Annotated in this window: 9 protein-coding genes; 4 read left to right on the plus strand and 5 right to left on the minus strand. The window is 62.8% G+C overall.

What is annotated here, in order from left to right:
- Positions 1–72: 72 nt before the first annotated feature.
- Positions 73–1,395: an ATP-binding protein gene (locus tag M2394_RS20360; protein WP_259174171.1), complete on the minus strand. Its 1,323-nt coding sequence runs from the start codon at positions 1,393–1,395 to the stop codon at positions 73–75.
- Entirely contained in the window at positions 1,392–2,075 is a 684-nt protein-coding gene (locus tag M2394_RS20365; protein WP_176998046.1) for a response regulator, read from the minus strand. The genes M2394_RS20360 and M2394_RS20365 overlap by 4 nt, the downstream gene beginning before the upstream one ends.
- 174 nt (positions 2,076–2,249) lie before the next feature.
- Here M2394_RS20365 and dsbD point away from each other — a divergent pair, with 174 nt between their 5' ends.
- The 3 genes from dsbD to dsbG are packed head-to-tail and all read left to right on the plus strand — an operon-like array spanning position 2,250 to position 5,556.
- Entirely contained in the window at positions 2,250–3,977 is a 1,728-nt protein-coding gene (dsbD, locus tag M2394_RS20370) for a protein-disulfide reductase DsbD (RefSeq protein WP_259174178.1), read from the plus strand.
- Positions 3,977–4,819 carry a TlpA disulfide reductase family protein gene (locus M2394_RS20375; RefSeq protein WP_259174180.1) on the plus strand — a complete coding sequence of 281 codons (843 nt, stop codon included), beginning with the start codon at positions 3,977–3,979 and terminating at the stop codon, positions 4,817–4,819. Before dsbD ends, M2394_RS20375 begins: the two co-directional genes overlap by 1 nt.
- The gene (gene dsbG / locus M2394_RS20380) at positions 4,795–5,556 is read left to right on the plus strand and encodes a thiol:disulfide interchange protein DsbG (protein ID WP_178921306.1); all 762 of its coding nucleotides are present in this window, start codon (positions 4,795–4,797) and stop codon (positions 5,554–5,556) included. The genes M2394_RS20375 and dsbG overlap by 25 nt, the downstream gene beginning before the upstream one ends.
- 95 nt (positions 5,557–5,651) lie before the next feature.
- Here the strand turns inward: dsbG and M2394_RS20385 are convergent, their stop codons facing one another.
- The 3 genes from M2394_RS20385 to M2394_RS20395 all read right to left on the minus strand — a co-directional run bounded on the left by M2394_RS20385 (position 5,652) and on the right by M2394_RS20395 (position 22,191).
- Positions 5,652–8,354 (minus strand): hypothetical protein, encoded by a 2,703-nt coding sequence (locus M2394_RS20385; RefSeq protein ID WP_259174187.1) that lies wholly within the window; start codon positions 8,352–8,354, stop codon positions 5,652–5,654.
- A gap of 151 nt (positions 8,355–8,505) precedes the next feature.
- Positions 8,506–21,384 (minus strand): non-ribosomal peptide synthetase, encoded by a 12,879-nt coding sequence (locus M2394_RS20390; RefSeq protein WP_259174191.1) that lies wholly within the window; start codon positions 21,382–21,384, stop codon positions 8,506–8,508.
- A 54-nt stretch (positions 21,385–21,438) separates the two neighbouring features.
- Complete coding sequence (locus tag M2394_RS20395) at positions 21,439–22,191, minus strand: thioesterase II family protein (protein WP_259174195.1); 753 nt, start codon at positions 22,189–22,191, stop codon at positions 21,439–21,441.
- Positions 22,192–22,493: 302 nt separating this feature from the next.
- Here M2394_RS20395 and M2394_RS20400 point away from each other — a divergent pair, with 302 nt between their 5' ends.
- Complete coding sequence (locus M2394_RS20400; RefSeq protein ID WP_176998039.1) at positions 22,494–23,045, plus strand: RNA polymerase factor sigma-70; 552 nt, start codon at positions 22,494–22,496, stop codon at positions 23,043–23,045.
- Positions 23,046–23,074: the final 29 nt, after the last annotated feature.

Genomic DNA, 23,074 nt, shown 5'->3' on the forward strand with positions numbered 1-23,074 from the left:
AAAAATTACCGCCATCCTGAAGCGTTGAACCTCAAGCGGGCGGTAACTAATTGGCACCTGAAAGAACGTTGATCAGCGACGCAGCGGCATACCCAGGTCGACCCGCAGGCCATCGGGCTGGCTGTCGAACTTCAGCGAGCAGGAGCAGCGCTGCACAATCGCTTGCACGATGGCCAGGCCCAGGCCGCAGCCTTCGCTGTTGCCATTACGCCAGAAACGCTGGGTGAGGTACTGCAGGTCTTCGGCAGAGATCTGCTTGCCATGGTCACGCACGCGGAACACCACGTGCTCGGCGTCGGTGGACACACTGAGTTCCACGCGGGTATCGGCTGGCGTGTGGCGCAAGGCGTTGTCCAGCAGGTTGCGCAGGGCCGCAACCGCCAGGCCCACGGGCATTTCCACCGGCCGGTCACTGAGACCTTCCGGCAGGATCAGGTCGATGCGCGAGTTGTCCCCGGCGTTGGCGTCCTGGATCGCCAGACGTGCCACTTGTTCGGCACTGGACTGCAAGCCGTCGTCGAACGACAGGCTGCCTTCCACCCGCGCCAGCAGCAGCAATTGTTCGAGGGTGCGGTGCAGGCGGTCGGCCCCCTCCTCGGCGTGGGCCAGGGATTGATCCCGCGCGGCGCCGTCGGTCATGCGCGCCACTTGCAGGTGGGTCTTGATCGCCGTCAACGGGCTGCGCAACTCATGGGCGGCATCACCGGTAAGGCGGCGCTCGCGCTCGATGGTCTTGGCGATGCGTTGCAGCAGTTGGTTCTGGGTGTCGAGCAGCGGCTTGAGCTCGCTGGGCAACGGATGGATCTGCAGCGGTTCGAGGGAATCGGCACTGCGGCGCATCAAGGCGTCTCGCATGCGGTTGAGTGGCAACAGGCTTTGGCCAATACCCAGCCACAGCAAGCACAGGCAACCGAGCAACGCCACGCCCACCGGCACCGAGGCCGCGAGCAGGATCGACAGGTTCAGCGCCTCACGCTCCACCTGGCGGTCGGCGGTGGTGATCAGCAGGTCGCCCCGGGACAGGGTGAAACTGCGCCAGCCCACCCCGTCGATCACCTGGTCGCGAAAACCGCTTTTGCGTGACTCCAGCCCTTCATCCGGCGTGGTGTGGCTGCGCGCCAGGATTTCGCCGCGCAGGGAGCTGACCTGGCAGGCCATGCCGCCCGGCACGTTCAATTGCTCGGTGCGCAGATGCGTGCCGCCACTCACGCTGGCCAGGCCGGGCATCTGCTCGGTCAGCCCGGCCACCATGCGCGCCGACGCCACCAGGCGCTGGTCGAGGGAAAACATCATCTGGTTGCGCAGGTCGTTGAGCATCCAGGCGGCCGCCAGGGCCCAGATCAATACAAAGGCAGCGCCCAGCTTGAACGTCAGGCGCAGGCGCAGGCTTTTCACGAAGCGTCCTCTCCACCCGCATCTGCCGGCCCAAGGCGGTAACCCAGGCCACGCACGGTTTCGACGATGCCGTTGCCCAATTTGCGGCGCAGGTGGTGGATGTGCACGTTCAAGGCGTTGCTTTCCAGCTCGTCATTGAACCCGTAGACGCTGTCCTTGAGCTGTTCGCTGGACAGCACGCGGCCCTTGTTGTGCAGCAGGGCTTGCAACAGCGCCTGCTCGCGGCGGGACAGGTCCACCGGCTCGCCCCCCAGGAAAGTCTCGCGGCTGCTTGGGTCATAGGCCAGGCGGCCATGCTCGATCAGGTTGACGCTGCGCCCCGCCACCCGCCGCAGCAGGGTTTGCAGGCGCGCAGCGAGTTCGCGCAGGTCGAAGGGTTTGAGCAGGTAGTCGTCGGCACCGGCTTGCAGGCCGTCGACACGGTTGGTCACCGAGTCGCGGGCGGTGAGGATCAGCACCGGAATCTCCAGGCCCTGGCTGCGCTGTTGCTGCAGCAGCTTGAGGCCGTCTTCGTCGGGCAAGCCAAGGTCGAGCACCATGATGTCGAACGTGGCCGCCTTGAGCATCGCGCGCGCGGCAGAAGCTGTACCCACGCGCTCCACGGTAAAGCCCTGGGCGGTGAGGCCGGCCACGATACCGCTGGCGATCAGTTCGTCGTCTTCACAGACCAGTACGTGCATGCTGAACCCTTCATGAAAGATGGGAGGATTAAAGAGGCCACGGATTAAGCGCCGATTATGCCGTGAAAAGAGGCGCGCTCAGACTTTCCCTACACTTTAGAATAGCCTTGGTTAATCATCGGTTAATCAACGCCACACATTGTGTGCTGACTTGCAACGAACTAAGGCTTGACCATGCGGCATCTGTTTACCTTTTTGCTGGTGTTGTTCGCGGGATTCGCCCAGGCAGCGCCGGGCAATCCGTTTGAGACCAAACCCGACTTCCTCCCGGTGGGCAAAGCCTTCACCTTTACCTCCGAACGCCTGGAAAGTGGCGAAACCCAGCTGTATTGGCAGATTGCCGACGGTTATTACCTGTACCAGCAGCGCATGAAGTTCGACGGCCTGGCCGAAAAACCGACGCTGCCCCAGGGTGAAGCCCACAGCGACGAATTCTTTGGCGAACAGCAAGTGTATCGCCAGGGCCTGGAAGTGAAGATCCCGGCCGGCGTCACCGGTCAGGTCAAGCTGGGCTGGCAAGGCTGCGCCGATGCTGGCCTGTGCTACCCGCCGCAGTCGATCACCGTGGACCTGGGCGGCAACCCTGCCGTGGCTGCCACCGCCCAAGCCCAGGACCAGAGCCTGGCCAGCGGCCTGCAACAGCGCAGCCTCGGTTGGAGCCTGCTGGTGTTCTTTGGCCTCGGCTTGTTGCTGGCATTTGCCCCGTGTTCATTGCCAATGCTGCCGATCCTGGCCGGCCTGGTGGTAGGCAGTGGCGCCAGCCCGCGTCGCGGTTTCGCCTTGGCCAGCAGCTACGTGGTGTGCATGGCGCTGGTGTATGCAGCGTTGGGTGTATTGGCCGCGCTGGCCGGCAGCAACCTGGCCGCCCTGCTGCAAACGCCGTGGATCCTCGGCAGTTTCGCCGCTCTCTTCGTGATCCTCGCCCTGCCGATGTTTGGCTTCTTTGAACTGCAACTGCCCGCCTTCCTGCGTGATCGCCTGGACAACGTCAGCCGCCAGCAAAGCGGTGGCAGCCTGGTGGGTGCGGGCATCCTTGGCGCGCTGTCCGGCCTGCTGGTGGGCCCGTGCATGACTGCGCCCCTGGCCGGCGCCCTGCTGTACATCGCCCAGAGCGGCAACGCGTTGCACGGCGGCCTGATCCTGTTCGCCATGGGCATCGGCATCGGCATTCCGCTGTTGCTGCTGGTGACCGTGGGCAACCGCTTCCTGCCCAAACCGGGCACCTGGATGAACGTGCTCAAGGGCGTCTTCGGTTTCCTGTTCCTGGGCACTGCCGTGCTGATGATTCGCCCGGTCATCGGCGAAAGCCTGTGGCTCGGCCTGTGGGGCGTGTTGGCGCTGGTGATGGCCTACTGCGGCTGGACCCTGGCCCGCGAATACGGCCTGGCCGCCAAGGTGTTCGGTGCCGGCTCCCTGGTGCTAGGTCTGTGGGGCGCGGTGCTGGTGGTGGGTGCGGCCGGTGGCAGCGATGACCTGTGGCAACCGCTGAAGGTCTACAGCGGCTCGAAAATGGCGGCTGCGCCTAGCGCCCACGACGCCTTCATGACGATCAACGACCCGGCCGTGCTGCAAAGCCAACTCGACAGCGCCAAGGCCCAGGGCCAGTGGGTGCTGGTGGACTACTACGCCGACTGGTGCGTGTCCTGCAAGATCATGGAAAAACAGGTCTTCGGTAAACCTGAGGTGATGGACGCCCTCAAGGACGTGCGCCTGCTGCGCCTGGACGTCACCGCCGACAACGCCGCCAGCCGCGAGCTGCTCGGCCGCTACAAAGTGCCAGGGCCGCCAAGCTTTGTGTGGATCGGCCCGGACGGTGAAGAACGCCGCGCCCAACGCATCACCGGCGAAGTGGATGCCGCCGCCTTCCTGCAACGCTGGACGCAAACCCGAGACGCGCGCTGATGCTGACCCTGACCATCGGTACTTTCGCCATCGCCCTGAATCACATCCTGCTGATCAGCGCACTGATCCTGGCCACCGTGGTGGGCTGGCGCGTGGCCAAGCGTGGCGGCGAGAACCCGGAATCGGTGCTGTTCAGCCTGTTCCTGCTGGGCATGTTGGCGGCGCGCATCAGCTTTGTGCTGATGTACTGGAGCGATTACCGCAACGACTGGCTGCAGATGGTCGACCTGCGCGACGGGGGTTTCCTCGCCTGGCCCGGCGTGATCGTGCTGATACTCGGTGCCTTGGCCTACGGCTGGCGCCGCCCGGCCCTGCGCAAGCCGCTGGGTGCCGGAGTGGTGACAGGCCTGGTGTTCTGGGGCCTGACCAGTTTGTCCCTGAGCCTCTACGACAAGGGCTCGCAGCTGCCGGACATCACCTTGCGCAATGCTAATGGCGACGTGGTGCAACTGGCCGATTACAAAGGCGGCCCGTTGGTGATCAACCTGTGGGCCACCTGGTGCCCGCCGTGCCGGCGCGAGATGCCGGTACTGGAGCGCGCGCAACACCAACGCCCCGACGTGACCTTCCTGTTCGTCAACCAGGCCGAAAGCATGCAGAGCGTCAGCACCTTCCTCGCCACCCAGGGCCTGACCCTCGACAACGTGCTATTCGACGCCAGCGGCCGCCTCGGCCAGGCCGTGGGCTCCATGGCGTTGCCGACTACCCTCTTCTACCAAGCCGATGGGCGGCTGATCAACAGCCATCTGGGCGAACTGTCCCAGGCCAGCCTGGCCCGTGCCATGGAACCCTTCGACGCCACAATAAGGAAACCGACATGCCAAGCCTCCGCCACCTGCTGATCTCGCTGCCGCTGACGCTCGCGGCCACCCTGGCCCAGGCCGAAGAGTGGCCCGCTCCGATCAAACAGATCGAGGCCAAGGGGGCCAAGATCCTCGGCAAATTCGACGCCCCCAGCGGCCTCACCGGCTACGCCGCGCAATACCAGAACCGGGGCATGGCGCTGTACCTGACCGCCGACGGCAAAAGTGTAATCGCCGGCAACCTGTACGACGCCCAGGGCAATGACCTGAGCAGCGCGCCCCTGGACAAACTGGTGTACGCGCCGATGGCCAAGGAAGTCTGGGCCAAGATGGAAAAAAGCAGCTGGATCCAGGATGGCGACGTGAAAGCGCCGCGCATCGTCTACCTGTTCAGCGACCCCAACTGCCCCTACTGCAACATGTTCTGGGAACAGGCTCGCCCGTGGGTGAAGGCCGGCAAGGTGCAGTTGCGCCACATCATGGTCGGCATCATCCGCGAAGACAGCCCGGGCAAATCCGCCGCGCTGTTCGCCGCCAAAGACCCGCAAAAAGCCCTGGAAGAACACGAAGCCGCTGGCAAAGGCAGCAAGTTGCAGGCACTGGACAAGATCCCGGCCGATATCGAAGCCAAGCTGGATGCCAACATGAAGTTGATGGATGAGCTGGAATTGTCGGCGACGCCGGCGATTTTCTATCTGGACGACAAGGGTGGGTTGCAGCAGCAGCAAGGGGCACCGTCGCCGGAGAAGCTGGTGAAGATTCTTGGGCCGAGGTAACACCTGCATTAGTCAAGAGAATGCCCGCTCTGAGCGGGCACTCTCTGTGAACGACGAATCATGGGATCCGCCAACGGCGAATTAGCGAATAGGGTTTACTCTCGATAGCACATGCTGAAGTTATCGATAAACGAGTAATCCTGTACAAGAACTGTCATCCACGCAACAGCGGTGCCAGGCGACGTTACCAATTCGACCCAAAATCCGCCTCGCCAATCGTCAGGGTAGGTCTGTTCCTGGACTACATTACCGGTGCGATCATAAAAGGTGACCGTCGCTGGTCGTTGTTTCCATGCCCAACTGAACCTGACAGATTCCAGTTCACGACTGAAATCAAACCGATGTAACTGTGGTGGAATTTGATGATCGGAATTCTCACACATGACAAAGTGCTTACCTGAGTAGTACTCATCATTGCCGTAATTAACGATACCCGCCAAACCTGATCCAGACTCAAAGGTTATTTTCATCAGATCCGTCTGGATACTACTTCCTACGCCAAAAGTCCCTAACGGCAGTGACTCGAAGCGTTCCTGCTGGCAAATCAAAGCCCTCTTCAAAATCAGGTTCAACACCGGAAAAACGACGGCTTCATTTCCAAACTCGTTGGAATTTTGCGACGTAATGCAGGTGACGGTCAGGGGGGAATCATGCTTTAACAACTGAAGCTCTGATCGGTTCAGTGTCTCGGAAAGCCCATCCCTGGCCTCCGTATCCGTGAGTGGCCTACCGTTAATCACATAGAATGTATGACTGCCCCCCTCCCTTTTAATGCCTGTGCATTTCAGCCAGAAAAGGCTCCCCTTTAGCGCAAACCACCATTTTTCAACGGTGATTAACGCATTACCCGCGAAAGTGCCCAGATCTAGAATGCCGTATTGAGTTGCGCGTGGGGTAGCCTGTTCCACGACGGGCGTTGGCACACGTGTCGGTTTACTAATCTTCAAATTCAAAGGCGGTGAGGTCTGCACCTTGCACGCAGTGGCAACGGTGTAAGTGATCTTTACAGTTTTACCGATACTTTCGATCACCGCTTCCCGTGGCATGAAGAAGCGCACAGGCCCCGCATCACTGCCAGGCTGGGCAGCCAACGGCAAGCAACTACCATCTGGCTGCATCCAGCACACGGTGACGGTGTGTTGGGAGCTGATTCCGACGTAATCCACTTCGACATGGACACCGTCACGCCCATTCCAGACGGTCAGCTCATCGCCCACTGCTTCGGTCACCGAAGGCTTAGAAAGATCTAGAGGCTTTTGCTCAATCTTGAAAGCCTGAGCAGGAAACTCGTGGGCGCTTTGTAGCCCATTGGCCTCACAAAAGCTCGTCGCGAAGTGCAGTTCAAACGTGCTGCAATCGGCCATTTTTTGCAGTTCAGCCCTTGGAACAGACACCCCCACTCCTTTAGCCTTCCAATCGTCTGTCACGGGTTCATCCAGCAAAATGTCATACCGGTAGGCACTGCCGTCGTCGTGTTCACCTGAAATCCACATCCAACAAAGATTCGAACACTCGGCATAGGCCCATACAGGCACTGTAGCCAATGCAGGTCCTGTGAATGTGTTGAGATCCACTGTGCCGTTGGTTGCCTCTTCAATATTCGGATGTGTGAACTGGGGCACCGGAACACTGATGTCCTGTGCAGGTGATGACTGTTCACTTTCGTTGAAGGCAAGGGTGTAGATCAGCGTCATCGACTTGTTGAACAAACACGCAACGATACAGGCCGATAGCTTGACCGACGCCGGATCCCCGTCGTGCTCAATGGCCACGCAGCCCAGCGGCTTCTTCGCGTATCCCGGCCCACTCACAAAAAAACAGACACGATCGCCCGCACAGGTAGCCAGACCGGGAACGTCTACATCGCCCCCCTCTTTAGTGAGCTCGGGATTAAGGCACCACCCGTCGTTGTAGTTCACAGACTGCCGCAAATGTGGAGGAGGCAAGTCCAGTCCGGGTGCCACAATCAACGCTGCGGTCCGACGGTGTTGGATCTCTAGAGCATTCGCCGGCAATCGTGTTTCAAGGTGCGGGTCGACGTCAGCAGGAGGCTCAGCTGGCAAACCGCTGGTGACCCAGGCACTTTGAAGCGTGATAGAGCGCCAAGGCTTGCGGCGTGCCAGCCAGCCACGGGCAATAAAGAATTTGAGTACGTGCCCGGCGACGGCCTCTTCCTCCGTTAACACATGTCCATACACCACGGTATAAAACGTATAGGGAATAGCGTCCTGCTCAGTGACAGCCGTGCAATAAACCTTGTCACCCTTTTTGGCCAGAGGAGTAACAGGCACAAGCACTGTTTCATCCCCTGTATGGTCATGCATGTCGTAAGTAGGCGTGTTATGGACGATTTTTTCATGCAGTAGCCGAGGTGCCAGCTCTTCGCTTTCGCTGGCCGGATAGAACGAAATCCCGACTTCCTTGACCCGTGAAGCAGCGGCCTGTCCCTGTGACGTCCCTATATAGGACACCAACAGCGTGAACCCCATGGCGCTCGTCAGGTAGTCCAGTGGAATATCAATGTTCCTGGCACCCGGCTCTTCGCTGTCGTCCACGATGTCTTCAAATAACGGCCCAGGCTGTTCTTTTGTGCTGAAGTGAACGGTGATCGGTTTGTCGTCCATGCGTGAATCGACGGTCAGGTAACTCACCACCATCCGGGAAGGTTCGACGACACCCTCCAATTCACTGGAGATTGAAGGGCTTTCAACCTCCACCGCCTTGGGCTTCACCGCTTTTTTGGGTGGTGCTTTGACAATGGCCGATCGCGCTTCAGGTGCTGAAATCTTTTTAGCCATGGTAAGAACTCCGTGTTCGAAGAGGGAGTGCCCCGAGCCCGATAAAGGCCCAGGGTTTCCTCCTGAAGTGAGCGCTTGAAACATGCCTTCGCCAACTGTGAGAACTGACAGGTCTGACGAAACACATCGGCTTTCCCGATCAACGGCAGATTTACAACCCCTCCAACTCCGCCATCAAATCACTCAACCGATCCACCTTCTCGGCACTGATCTCATTGGCCGCCAACCCGTCGATATACTCGGCCAACTCCGCTACCGTGCTGCACTCGAACATCGCCCGCAGCGGCACATCCCGCTGCAAGGTCTTCTGTACGCGCGAGGCAATTTGCGTGGCCAACAACGAATGCCCGCCCAGCTCGAAGAAGTTGTCTTGCACCCCTACCCGCTCAACCTTCAGCACTTCGGCCCAGATCGCGGCCAAGGTGGTTTCCAGCTCGTTGCGCGGCGCCAGGTAATCCTGGCTGTGCAACTGGCCGATCTCCAGCGCAGGTAACGCCTTGCGGTCGAGTTTGCCATTGGCGTTGAGCGGCAGGCGGTCGAGCCACAGCCAGTGCAGCGGCACCATGTATTCCGGCAGTTCAGCACGCAGGCGTTGCTTGATGCGGTCGAGGCGTTCGCTTGGGTTCAGTGCCTCATCCGCCGCCACCAGGTAGCCGACCAGATGCTTGCCGTTGACGCCTTCCTGCACGCCTACCGCCGCATCGCGCACTTCCGGTTGTTCGTGCAGGCGCGCTTCGATTTCACCCAGTTCGATGCGGTAGCCGCGAATCTTCACTTGATGGTCGACACGCCCGACGTATTCCAGCACGCCGTCACTGCGGCGGCGCGCCAGGTCGCCGGTGCGATACAGTCGCTCACCCGGTGCGCCGAACGGGTTCGGCACAAACACCGGTGCCGTGCGCAATGGGTCGCTGACGTAACCGCGACCGACACCGGTGCCCGCCACGCACAACTCACCCACGGCGCCTTGCGGCACCAACTCCAGTGCGCCATCGAGCAGGTACAAGCGGTTGTTGTCGGTCGGCGTGCCAATTGGCAGGTAAGTACCACGGGTAGAGGCCAGATCGACACGGAAGAACGCCACGTCATCCGAGCATTCCGCAGGGCCATAAGCGTTCACCAGGCCAATCCCTGGGTAACGCAGCAACCACTGGTGCGCCAATTCAGGCGGCATGGCTTCACCGGTCGGCAGCATCCAGCGCAGACCGTCCAGGCCGATGCGGTCCTGGGCCAACATGCCCTGGATCAGCGACGGTACGCTTTCCAGCACCGTGATGCCCTGGGCCTGCACATGTTCCAGCAGGCCCTGGGGATCATGGGCCAGGGTGTTCGGCACGATGTCCACGCGGGCGCCAAACAGCGGCGCAGCGAGGAACTGCCACACGGAAATATCGAAGCTTTGCGAGGCAGTCTGCGCGATCACGTCCACCGGGCTCAGGTCCAGATACGGCACCTTGCTCAACTGGTTATTGAGCATGCCGCGCTGTTCCACCATCACGCCTTTGGGCAGGCCGGTAGAGCCGGAGGTGTAGATCACGTAGGCGAGGTTGTCCGGGCCGCTGTAGACGCCGGGATTTTCGCCACGCGCCGGGATTTCTTCCCACACCAGCAACTGGCAGTCGAAGCCGTCCAGCAGCTCGATGGCCTGCTCGCGGCATGCCTCGGTGCACACCAGCAACGGCGTGCGGCTCAAGTCGATGATGCTGCGCAGGCGCTGGCCCGGCAGGCCTGGGTCCAGCGGTAAGTAGCCTGCACCGGCCTTGAAGCTGCCGATGATCATGCCGAGCAGGTCGAGATTACGTTCGGCCAGCAATGCCACCGGCTGATCCAGACCGACACCCGCGGCTATCAGCGCATGGCCGAGGCCGTTACTGCGGCGGTTCAGTTCGTCATAGCTCCATTGCTGATCAAGGCAACTGGCGGCAATGCGCTGTGGATGCGCGGCGACCTGTTCTTCGAACAGTTCGATGTAGCTGCGCTCCAGCGGGTAAACATGCTCACTCTGGTTGCAGCCCTCCACCAGGAACTCACGCTCCTGCTCGCCAATCAGCGGCAGGTCGGCCATGTCGCCATGGAAGCCTTGGACCAACGCCAGCAGCAGGCGCTTGAACTCGCCGAGCATGCCTTGCACGGTGGTTTCGTCGAAGTAGCGCTGGTCGTAAGACAGGTGCAAGCCCAGGTCATCGCCCGGATAACACACGGCCGTCAGCGGGAAGTTGGTGTGGGTGCGGCCGGAGTCCGAGGTGGCATTCAGGCTTTGTGCATGGTCCAGTACCGAGACCTCCACCGGGGCGTTTTCGAACACGAACAGGCTGTCGAACAGCGGCTGGCCCTTGGGCAGTTCGCTGTGCTCCTGAATGGTCACCAGCGGCAGGTATTCGTACTCGCGCAACTGCATGTTGCTGTCGAGCAGGCTGCTCAACCACTGGCGCACGCTGCAGGGTTGATCGTCCTCGGGCAGCTTCACCCGCAGGGCGATGCTGTTGATGAACAGGCCGACGGTGCGCTGCATCTCCGGCATTTCCACCGGGCGCCCCGCCACGGTGACGCCGAACAGCACGTCGCGATCGCCGCTCAGACGGCGCAGCACCAAGGCCCATGCCGCCTGGGCGAAGGTGTTGACCGTCAGTTGGTGAGCCTGGGCCAGCTCACGCAGTTGTGCGCCGTCACGGGCATCGAGGCGGGTGTAGCAGTCGCCCACCACCATGCCGCCGTGGCCGGCGTGGTCACGCATGAATGGCCGGTCGCTCGGGATCGGCGTGGTGCGCTCGAAGCCTTGCAGGTTCTGCTGCCACCACTGGCGCGCTTCATTGAGGTTCTGGCGTTGCAGCCAGGCGATGTAGTCGCGGTAGCGCGGCGGCGTGGCCAACTGCGCGTCGCGGCCTTCGCCAAGGGCCCTGTAGATCTCGAAGAAGTCATTCATCAGCAACGAACGGCACCAGGCATCGATGAGGATGTGATGGTTGCTCATCATGAACCAGTAGCGCTCGGCACCGACGCGGATCAGGCGCAGGTGGAACGGCGCCTGGTTGAGCAGATCGAACCCGGCTTCCCGCTCGGCCTTGAGCAAGGCTTGCAGGCGCGGCTCCTGTTCGCTTTCCGGGTCGTTGCTCCAATCCAGGTATTCGATCGGCGTGCTGCCCGGCTTGTGGATCACTTGCAACATGTCTTCGCCGACGTTCCAGCAGAACGACGCGCGCAGGGCTTCATGACGGGCGATCACTGCCTGCCAGGCCTGGGCGAAACGCTCGGGGTCCAGGGCACTGTTGATGCGGTAGCGATCCTGCATGTAATAGAGGCCGGTGCCCGGCTCCAGCAAGGTATGCAACAGCAGGCCTTCCTGCATCGGGGTCAGCGGGTACACGTCTTCGATGACGCCGGCCGGCACCGGCAGCGCATCCAGTTGCAGCTGGGTCAGGTGCGCCAGGGGGAAATCGGACGGCGTAAGGCCACCGGCATCGTCCTGCAGGCAATGGGCGACCAGGCCTTGCAACTCGGCCAGGTACGCATCCGCCAGTTCACGGATGGTGTGTTGATCGTGGCGTTCGCGGCTGAAGGTCCAGCGCAATACCAGTTCACCGCCGTACACCTGGCTGTCGACGCTCAACTCATTGGGCAGCGGCGCGTCGGGGTCGTGGGCCAAACCTGCGGATTCGTCCAGCGGGTGGAACAGCGCATCGCTGCCGAAGCTCTGGTCGAACTGGCCGAGGTAGTTGAAGGTGATGCTTGCCGTCGGCAATGCCGCCATGGCGTGCTTGACCCCGTCCTCCGCGAGGTAACGCAGCACGCCATACCCCAAGCCTTTGTGCGGCACGCCGCGCAGTTGCTCCTTGATCGCCTTGATCGAGTCGCCCTGCCCGGCTTGCGGGGTCAGGCGCAGCGGGTAAGCACTGGTGAACCAGCCGACGCTGCGGGTCAGGTCGATGTCATCGAACAGCGCTTCGCGGCCGTGGCCTTCCAGCTGGATCAGCGCCGACGCATGGCCGCTCCAACGGCACAGCACACGGGCCAGGGCGGTCAGCAGCAGGTCGTTGACCTGGGTGCGATACGTACTCGGGGCCTGTTGCAGCAACTGGCGGGTACGCTCGGCATCCAGGCGCACGCTGACGGTGTCGGCATCGCGATTGCGCAGCGAACCTTGAAGGCGCGCCACCGGCAATGCCGCGTCAGGTCCGGCCAACTGGTGTTGCCACACACTCAACTCTTCACGCAGGGATTCGCTGCCAGCATAGGCCTGCAAGCGGGCGGCCCAATCACGCAGCGCGCTGGTCTTGGCCGGCAGGCTGACGGACTGGCCGTCGCTCAGTTGGCGATAGACATTTTGCAGGTCTTCAAGCAACACACGCCAGGACACGCCGTCCACCACCAGGTGATGAATCGCAATCAGCAGGCGTTGTTGGCCCTCGGGACCGTCCGCCAGCAAGGCGCGCAACAGCGGGCCGTGTTCCAGGTCGAGGCTGCGTTGGGTGTCGGTGAACAGCGCGGTGCAATCAGCCATGTCACGCACCTGCGCCTGCATTAACACGCCACCTTGCGGCACCGCCAAGTGTTCGGCGTGCCATTGCGCATCACGCGAGGTGAAGCTCAGGCGCAGGGCGTCGTGGTGTTCCAGCACCGCCAACAGCGCTTGCTCCAGGCGGTGTGGGTCGAGCAATTGCAACGGCTTGAGCAGCAGCGCCTGGTTCCAGTGCTGGCGGTTCGGGATCTCGGTGTCAAAGAACCAATGCTGGATCGGCGTCAGCCCCGAGCGGCCGGTGAGCACGCCCTGCTCCGCGGTGACTTGCTCGGAGCGCGTGGCGACGGCCGCCAGGGTTTGCACGGTCTGGTGCTGGAACAGGTCGCGGGGGCTGAAATGAATGCCCGCCTGCCGCGCACGGCTGACCACCTGGATCGACAGGATCGAGTCGCCGCCCAGTTCAAAGAAGTTATCGTCCAGGCCGACTTGCTGCACGTTCAACACCGCGCACCAGATGGCGGCCAGCGTGCTTTCCAGTTCATTGCGCGGAGCCACGTAGTGTTGACGGTTGGCCTCCGGGTCCGGTTGCGGCAAGGCACGGCGGTCGAGTTTGCCGTTGGCGGTGAGCGGCATGCTGTCGAGCACGATCAGGTGCGCGGGCACCATATAGTCCGGCAGTTGCGCCTTGAGATGAGCCTTCAGCGCGTCACGCAGCGCGCCGTGTTCGGCATCGCTGGCCAGGTACGCCACCAGCTGTTTGCCACTCGGCGAATCCAGCGCCAGCACCACGGCTTCACGCACGGCTTCGTGCTCCAGCAGGCGGGTTTCGATCTCGCCCAGCTCGATGCGGAAACCACGGATCTTCACCTGATGGTCGATCCGCCCCAGGTACTCCACCAAGCCATCGGCGCGTTGGCGCACCAGGTCGCCGGTGCGGTACAGGCGCCCGCCGTCATGGGCGAACGGGTCAGCGACAAAACGCTCGGCCGTCATGCCCGGGCGTTGGTGATAACCCTGGGCCAAACCCGCGCCGCCGACGTACAGCTCGCCGGTCGCGCCTTGGGGCACCAGCGCCAGGTCGGCGTCGAGAATGTAGGCCACGCGATCGCCAATGATGCTGCCGATCGGCACGCTGCCAGCGCCCTCTTCCAGTTGCTCGGGCGCAAGGCTGGCCAGCGGCATGACCACGGTTTCCGTCGGGCCATAGGCGTTGAAGAACACCTCGGGCTGGAAGGCCGCACGAATGCGCTGCAAGTGTTCGCCAGTCAGTGCTTCACCGCCGGTGATGCACATGCGCACCGGCAAGGTCTGTTGTTGGGTCGCCAGCCATTGCGCCAACTGGCTGCCGTAGCTGGGCGTGAAGCCCAGGATGTTGATGCGATGAGTGCGGATCAGCCCGCAGATTTCCTCGGCATCCCACTGGCCCTGGGCGCGCAATACCACCTGGGCACCGCTGAGCAACGGCACCAGCAAACGCTCGGTGGCGGCATCGAAGTTGATCGAGTAGAAGTGCAGCTCGCAGTCGTCCGCACGCATGCCGAAGCGCTGGATCACTGCCGCGCAGTGCATGGCGATCTCACCGTGAGCCACCACCACGCCTTTCGGTTTGCCGGTGGAGCCGGAGGTGTAGATCAAGTACGCCTGGTGTTGCGGCAGGCTGATAAACGGCAGCTCATCCGACGAGTAGTTGGCGAGCACCGGCAGGTCATCTTCCAGGCACCAGCACGCCACCGTCGCCGGCAATTCGCCGAGGGCTTCGAACATCGCCGCGTCGCTGAGCAGCAGGCCGATGCCACTGTCTTCGATCATGTAGTGCAGGCGGTCGAGCGGGTATTCCGGGTCCAGCGGCACATAGGCGCCGCCGGCCTTGAGGATCGCCAGCAGGCCGACCACCATTTCCAGGGAACGCGGCAACGCCAGGCCGACACGCACCTGCGGGCCCACGCCACGCTCGCGCAGCATCCAGGCCAGGCGGTTGGCGCGTTCGTTCAGTTCGCGGTAGCTGAGGGTAGCGCCGGCAAAGGTCAGTGCAGGGGCATCGCCACGGGCTGCGGCCTGTTGGCTGAACAGCTGATGAATGCACTGGTCGAGGCGATGCTCGCCCTTTTCGATGCCCAGGCTGTCTTGCAACGCGTGTTGCTCGACGACGGTGAGCAAGGGCAGTTCGCTGAGTCGCTGCTGCGGATCGGCGATCAGCGCTTCCAGCAGGTTGCGCCAATGCTCGGCCATGCGTGCAATGCGCGGCTCGTCGAACAGGTCGGTGCTGTAGGTCAGGCAGCAACCCAGGCGATGGTCGAGGTCGGTGACTTCCAGGTTGAGGTCGAACTTGGTGGCGCGGGCATCGTTGGCCAGGTACTCGACGGTCATGCCGGCCAGTTGCCGGCTTTGCTGGAATTCCCAGCGCTGCACGTTGCACATCACCTGGAACAGCGGGTTGTACGCCGCACTGCGCGGCGGTTGCAGGGCTTCCACCACGTGGTCGAACGGCAGGTCTTGATGGGACTGGCCTTCGATTACGGTGTGACGCACTTGCTCGAATAGCTCGCCGACGTTCATCTGCCCGTTGAGCTGGCAACGCAGTACTTGGGTATTGAGGAACGCGCCGATCAGCCCTTCGCTTTCCGGACGGATACGGTTGGCCACCGGCGCGCCGATGCGCAGGTCAGTCTGGCCGCTGTAGCGGTAGAGCAACACGGCCAGGGTGGCGGTCATGGTCATGAACAAGGTCAGGCCGCGCTCGGCATTGAAGGCACGCACGCGGGCGGCCAGGTCATCGCTCAAGTCAAAGCGGTACAGCTCGCCCTGATGGCTTTGCACCGGTGGCCGTGGGCGGTCGCCGGGCAGTTCCAGCAGCGGGTGTTCGTTGCCCAACTGCTGCGTCCAATAGTCGAGTTGGCGCTGGCGCTCGCCAGACTCCAGCCACTGGCGCTGCCACACGCTGTAGTCGAGGTATTGCACCGGCAACGGCGCCAGCGGCGAGTCACGCTCATCGATAAAGGCTTCGTACAGCGCGCTGAGTTCACGGGCAAAGATGTCCATGGCCCAGCCTTCGGTGACAATGTGGTGCAGGGTCAGCACCAGGTAGTGTTCCTGCTCGCCGGCCTTGACCAGGCAGGCGCGCAACAGCGGCCCGGTTTCCAGATTGAACGGGGTGTGGGCTTCAACATCGGCCAGTTGCTGCAGACGCTGCTGGCGCTCGGTTTCGTTGAGCGCCGAGAAGTCCTGCCAGTCCATGCGCAGGCCGGTCTGTGGCGAGACCTTCTGGTACGCCACGCCATCCACGCTCGGGAAGGTGGTGCGCAGGGTTTCGTGGCGCATGATCAGCGCTTGCAACGCGGCCTCGAAACGGCCAACGTCGAGCACGCCGCGCAAGCGCGCCATACCGCCCACGTTGTACGCCGGGCTGTCCGGCTCCATCTGCCAGAGGAACCACATGCGCTGTTGGGAATAGGACAACGCCACAGGCTGACGGCGGTCGACCTTGGCGATTGCGCTTTGCTGGTTGCGTTGGCCCGAGGCCTGGATCTGCCCGACCTGCTCGGCAAAGGCGCCCAGCTCACTGGCTTCGAACAGGGTGCGCAGCGGCAGCTCCACATCGCACGCCTGGCGGGTGCGGGAGATGATCTGGGTGGCGAGCAACGAATGCCCACCGAGGGCGAAGAAGTCATCACGCAAGCCGATGCGTGGCACGCCAAGGACTTCGCGCCAGATTGCAGCGATCTGCTGTTGCAACGGCGTTTCAGGTTCGATGTGCTCGCGGGTTTGCCACACGGGCTCGGGCAACGCACGGCGGTCGAGCTTGCCGCTGGGGCTCAGGGGCATGTGCTCCAGGCGCATCAACAGCGCGGGCACCATGTACTCCGGCAGTTCGGCGGCCAGGGCGGTTTTTACATCGACTTCATCCCGCTCGGCGTGGGCGGTGTAGTAACCGATCAGTTGCGCATCACGCACCAGCACCACGGCCTGGGCGATGCCGTCCAGGGCCAGCATGCGTGCTTCGATTTCTTGCGGTTCCACCCGGAAGCCACGCAACTTGACCTGCTGATCGAGGCGGCCGAGGTACTCGATGACCCCATCGGCCGTCCAACGGGCACGGTCACCGGTGCGATACAGGCGTGCACCCCGGTGGTCGGCGACAAAACGCTCGGCGGTCAAGCCGGCGCGCCCCAGGTAACCCCGGGCAAGGCCAATACCGCCGATGCACAACTCGCCCGGTACACCCAGCGGCACGGGGTTGAGCTGTTCATCCAGCACGCGGCAGATCACATTGCCCAGCGGGCGGCCAATCGGCGAGCGCTCGCCATCGGCAGCGGTGCAGTGCCAATGGGTCACGTTGATCGCGGTTTCGGTCGGGCCATAGCGGTTGTGCAATTGCACCGCCGGCAACTGCGCCAACACGCGGTTGCGCAATTCGGCAGGCAAGGCTTCGCCACCGGAGAACAGGCGACGCAGGCTGGTGCATTCGGCTACCAACGGCTCATCGATAAACAGCTGCAACAGCGGCGGCACAAAGTGCAGCGTGGTCACGCCATGTTCTTGCACCAATTGCGCGATGCGGTGCGGATCACGGTGTTCACCCGGGCCAGCGAGTACCAGGCGGCAACCGGTGATCAGTGGCCAGAAGCATTCCCACACCGACACGTCGAAACTGATCGGCGCCTTTTGCATCAGCACGTCGGTGTCGTTGAGTTGATACGTGGCTTGCATCCACTGCAAACGCTCGGCCAAGGCGCCATGGGTGTTGCCCACGCCTTTGGGTTGACCAGTGGAGCCGGAGGTGTAGATCACGTAGGCAAGGTTATCGCCGTCGAGGTGCAGGCCGGGGGCCTGGGTCGGCCAGCTATCGAGGTGCAGGCTGTCCATGGCGATGACGCACACGCCCTCGGCCGTCGGCAGGTGTTCCAGCAACGCGGTCTGGGTCAACAGCAGGTGTACGCCGCTGTCCTTGAGCATGTAGGCCAGGCGGTCGGCGGGGTAATCCGGGTCCAGCGGCACGTAGGCGCCACCGGCCTTGATGATCGCCAGCAAGCCGATCAGCAACTGCGGCGAACGCTCGGCGGCGATGGCCACGCACACGTCCGGGCCGACGCCTTTGTCGCGCAGGTAATGGGCCAGGCGGTTGGCCTGGGTGTGCAGTTGGGCGAAGGTCAGGCTGCCGCCGTCCCAGACCACGGCGGTGTTATCCGAGACCTGCTGGTTGAGCAGTTCGGGCAACCACTGCTGGGCCGGCGCGCAGGGAGCCTCGCTGTAACGCGCCTGCTCATCATGCTGCATCAGCACGAGGTCGCCGATGGCTTGCTGGGGGTGCTCGCAGACGGCCTGCAACAGGTGGATGTAGTGCTCGGCCAGACGTTGGATGGTCGCGTTTTCGAACAACTCATCGGCGTAGTCGAACGACAGGCTCAGGCGCCCGTTGCGGTCCTCTTCGGTGTGCAGTTGCAGGTCGAACTTGGCTTCGCGGCTGTGCCACGGCAACTCGTCGGCGAGCATGCCGGGCAGGCGGCGCAAGGCGCTCAAATCGCGTTGCTGGTGGTTGAACATGACCTGGAACAAGCCTTGCTCGCGGGCTTGGGGGAAGGCTTCCAGCAGCTGTTCGAACGGCAGGTCCTGGTGAGCCTGGGCACCCAGCGCTGCTTGGCGGGTTGCGGTCAGCAGTTCAGTGAACGGCAGGCGCCCATCCAGCGCAGCACGCAACACCAGGGTGTTGATGAAGAAGCCGACCAGGCCTTGGGTTTCCTGGCGTGGGCGGTTGGCATTGGGCACGCCGATGCGGATATCACGCTGGCCGCTGTAGCGATAGAGCAGGCTCTGGAACGCGGCCAACAACAGCATGAACGGCGTGGATTCGTTGGCCTGGGCGGTCTGGCGAATGGCTTCGCTGAGGCTCGCGCCCAGGCGCACCGTGTGGCGCGCGGCAGTGTGGCGGTGTTGTGCCGAGCGCGGATGGTCGGTGGCCAGGCTGAGCGTCGGATGCTCATCGCCCAATTGCGCTTTCCAGTACGCCAGTTGGCGCTGGCCTTCGCCTTCAGCCAGCCATTGGCGCTGCCAACTGCCGTAGTCGGCGTACTGCAGGGCCAGTGCCGGCAACTCCAGGCGTTGGCCTTGGGTGGCCGCGGCGTACAGCTGGGAGAATTCGTCGATCAGGATGTTCAGCGACCAGCCATCGGCGATGATGTGGTGCAACGTCACCAGCAGGTGGTGCTCTTCATCGTCCAGGCGCAGCAGGGTCACCCACAGCAGCGGGCCTTTTTCCAGGTCGAACTGGGTGCGCGCTTCGTCCTCGCGGATCTGTTGTGCGCGGGCCTCACGCTCGGCGGCGGGCAGGTCGCTGAGGTCGATGACGTGCAGGTCGAACCCGGTGGTTGCGTCGACACGCTGGCAGGCTTGCCCGTCTCGTTCGTAGAAGCGGGTGCGCAGGGCTTCATGGCGCTCGATCAGCTGCTGGAAGCTGGCGCGCACCGCGTCTTCGTCCAGTTCGCCACGCAAACGCAGGGCACCGGGAATGGTGTAGGCGCTGCTCTGCGGGTCCAGTTGCCAGGTGATCCACAGGCGGTTCTGTGCCAGGGATTGGGGCAACTCGTCCTGGCGCGACAACGCATGAATCGCGCCTTGGGCGACGCCACCGTCCTGCTGCAATTGCGCGATATTGGCGGCAAAACCTTGCAGGGTCGGCGCTTCGAACAGCATGCGCAGGTTCAGCTCCAGGCCGAGGGCCTCACGCAGGCGCGCCACGACTTGGGTGGCGGTGATGGAGTTACCGCCGAGCAGGAAGAAGTGATCATCCGCCGCGACCGTAGCAACCTGCAGTTGCTCGCACCAGATCGCTGCGATCTGGCTCTGCAATTCGGATTCCAGCGCGGCGTCACCAGCGTGCGCCTGCAGGTCGGGGAATTGTGCGTAGCTGTCGAGGCTGCCATCAGCGTGGCGCAGGGCACAGGCCGCACGTTGCACCTTGCCGCTGGAGGTTTTGGGCAGCGCGCCGGGGTTGAGCAGCACCACCACGCTTGGCGCCTCTTGATAGGCCTCGGCCACGGCTTGGCGGATCGCCTTGATCAGCGCTTCGGGTGGCAGGATTTTCTGCACGCTGCGGCTGATTTCAGCGGCGATACCGATGCCCTCCAGGCCCTGGTCATTGACGGCAAATGCCGCGACACGGCCCTTGCGCACCACTTCCACTTCGCGCTCGATGGTCTGCTCGATGTCCTGCGGGTACAGGTTGTGGCCACGCACGATCAGCAGGTCTTTGAGGCGACCGGTGATGTACACCTCGCCGTCGCGGATAAAACCCAGGTCGCCCGTGCGCAGCCAGGTACGGCCGGCGTGCTGCACAAAGGTCTTGGCGGTGGCTTCGGGGTTGCGCCAGTAGCCGTGGGCGATGCTCGGGCCGGTGGCCCAGAGTTCGCCGACGCTGTTGTCGGCCAGTTCTGAGAGGGTGTGCGGGTCGACGATCAGCACCGCGTGTTCCGGCTGGCGGGTGCCGCAGCTCATGATCGCACTGCCCTGCCCCGGTTCGGCGCGGTTGGCGGCCAGGGCTTGCTCATCAACACGCAGTGCCGGGATGCCGTGGCCACGGGTGCCACCGGCGACAAACAGCGTCGCCTCGGCCAGGCCGTAGGAGGCGAAGAAATTGTTCGGGGTGAACCCACAGGTGGCGAACTTCTCGGCGAAGCGTTCCAGGGTGTCGAGGCGGATCGGCTCGGAGCCGGAATAGGCCACGCGCCATTGGCTCAGGTCCAGGCGTTCCAGGGCCGATTCGCTGACCCGCTCGCTGCACAGGCGGTAGGCGAAATCCGGGCCGCCGCTGATGGTACCGCCGTATTCACTGATCGCTTCAAGCCAGCGCAACGGCCGGCCGAGGAAGTAGGCCGGCGACATCAGCACGCAGGGCACGCCGCTGAAGATCGGTTGCAGTAGGCCGCCGATCAAGCCCATGTCGTGGTACAGCGGCAGCCAGCTGACAATCACGTCGTCCGGATTGAGGTCGATGCCAAACCCGCGACGGATCAGCACTTCGTTGGCCACCAGGTTGCCGTGGCTGACTTGCACGCCTTTGGGCAAGGCAGTGGAACCGGAGGTGTATTGCAGGAAGGCGATGTCGTCGGGGTGCAGGTCGGGAGCCGTCCAATCGCCGTCATTTTCCAGGCTGTCGACGCTCAAGACCGGAGGTGCGTTTTCAATCTGCGACAAGCCCTCGGCGAGGCTTGCGATGGTCAACAGCAGGCGCGGCTCGGCGTCGCTGATGATCGACAGCAGGCGCTCCTGATGGTGACGGCGCGTGGATTCCGGCGGATACGCCGGCACCGCGATCACGCCCGCGTACAGGCAACCAAAGAACGCCGCGACGTAGTCCGGACCGCTGGGGAACAACAGCACGGCACGGTCGCCCAAATCCGCATTGGCCTGCAAGGCGGCGGCGATGGTGCGGGCGCGTTGGTCCAGCTCGCGGTAGCTGAGCACCACGTTGTGCTCGGCAGCGTCGGCGAGGAAGCGCAGGGCGACCTGGTCCGGGGTCTGCGCGGCGCGACGTTGAAGGGACTGGACCAGCGTTTGGGGGAGTTCGAAGGCGTCCATCATGGGGTTCCTGCCTGAAAGCGGCTTACGGGAAAATCGGGAATTCGTGGGGCGTGTTCAGCCAGCTACGCGTTGCCGCGCTGCGCCATTGCGCCAGCGGGCCAGGTGTTCGTCGGCATAACGGCGTATGCAGCGCAGCACGGCGCTTTCGTGCTGCACGAGGAAGAAGTGGTGACCGTCGAACAGGTCGAGGGAGAAACCACTGGCGGCGTCTGCCTGCCAGTCGAGCAACTGGTCGGCGCGCACGCTGTCTTGCTTGCCGCCGAACACATGGATCGGCATGCCCAGCGGCGCACGTTCGCCATAGGTGAAGCTGCCGCACAGCAGGAAATCGGCGCGCAGGATCGGCAGCATCAACTGCATCAGTTCGGGGTTGGCCAGGGCTTCTTCGGCGGTGCCTTGCAGCTCGCGCAGGCGGGCGATCAGTTGTTCGTCGGTCTTTTCGATGGCGTATTCGCTGACGTCGCGACGCGCAGGGCCGGCAGTGCCGGACGCAAACAAGGCCAGTGGTGCGGGAACATTGCGTGCGTTCAGCGCGTGCGCCAATTCGAACGCCAGCAGGCCACCGAGGCTATGGCCGAACAGCGCATAAGGGCCGACCAGGTCGCGGCTGATTTCATCGGCGAGTTGCGCGGCCAAGGCCTTGATATCGCGCTGCAAAGGCTCATCCATACGCATGCCACGGCCGGGCAATTCCAGCGGGCACACCTGCAACCAGTCAGGCAGGGCTCGACGCCAGCGCGCATACACCATGGCGCTGGCGCCCGAATAGGGCAGGCAGAACAGGCGCAGTCGAGTCGGCGTAGTCATCGCGTGACGACTCCAAACTGAAACACGCTGTATGCACGATAAAAACCCATTTCGTTCTCCTGCGGGTACGGATCCTTGGCCGTTTGGCTAACGGGCCTGTCACCCAGAAGAACGGACGGCCCCGACAAATAATTAGTCGCCGGGGACGAGCGAGACGTGGTTCACACCGAACAAGAAAGCATAAGATTAGTTCGCCTTCTCATTTGACAATCATTATCATTAAGCATAATTTGTTGCCCGATGTGTAGGAGGCCTCAGCAAGGACGCCCTCCCCTAACCTCTTTTGCGACAAGGTGATTTCCATGACGGAACAAGTAACCACAGGCAGGTGCGACTCACCGCTTCTCCAGGCATTCGTCGACAATCGACTGATTCTGGTGAAGATCGCGGCACGCATCACCGGGTGCCGCTCCCGTGCCGAAGACGTAGTGCAGGACGCCTACTTCCGGCTGCAATCGGCGCCGACGATCACCTCATCGTTCAAGGCCCAATTGAGTTACCTGTTCCAGATCGTGCGCAACCTGGCGATCGATCACTACCGCAAGCAAGCCCTGGAGCTCAAGTACTCCGGGACGGAAGAGGAAGGCTTGAATGTGGTCATTCACGGCGCTTCACCGGAAACCTCCCACATCAATTTCAACACCCTGGAAAACATCGCCGACGCCCTGACGGAGCTGCCACAACGCACCCGCTACGCGTTCGAGATGTACCGCCTGCACGGCGTACCGCAAAAGGACATCGCCAAGGAACTGGGCGTCTCGCCCACGCTGGTGAACTTCATGATCCGCGATGCGCTGGTGCACTGCCGCAAGGTGTCGGGCAGCCATAGCGATACGTTTGCGCGCCGCGTCTGACACGCCACAGGAACCTGTAGGGGCCAGCT

This window comes from Pseudomonas sp. BIGb0164 (assembly GCF_024810135.1).
Lineage (GTDB): Bacteria > Pseudomonadota > Gammaproteobacteria > Pseudomonadales > Pseudomonadaceae > Aquipseudomonas.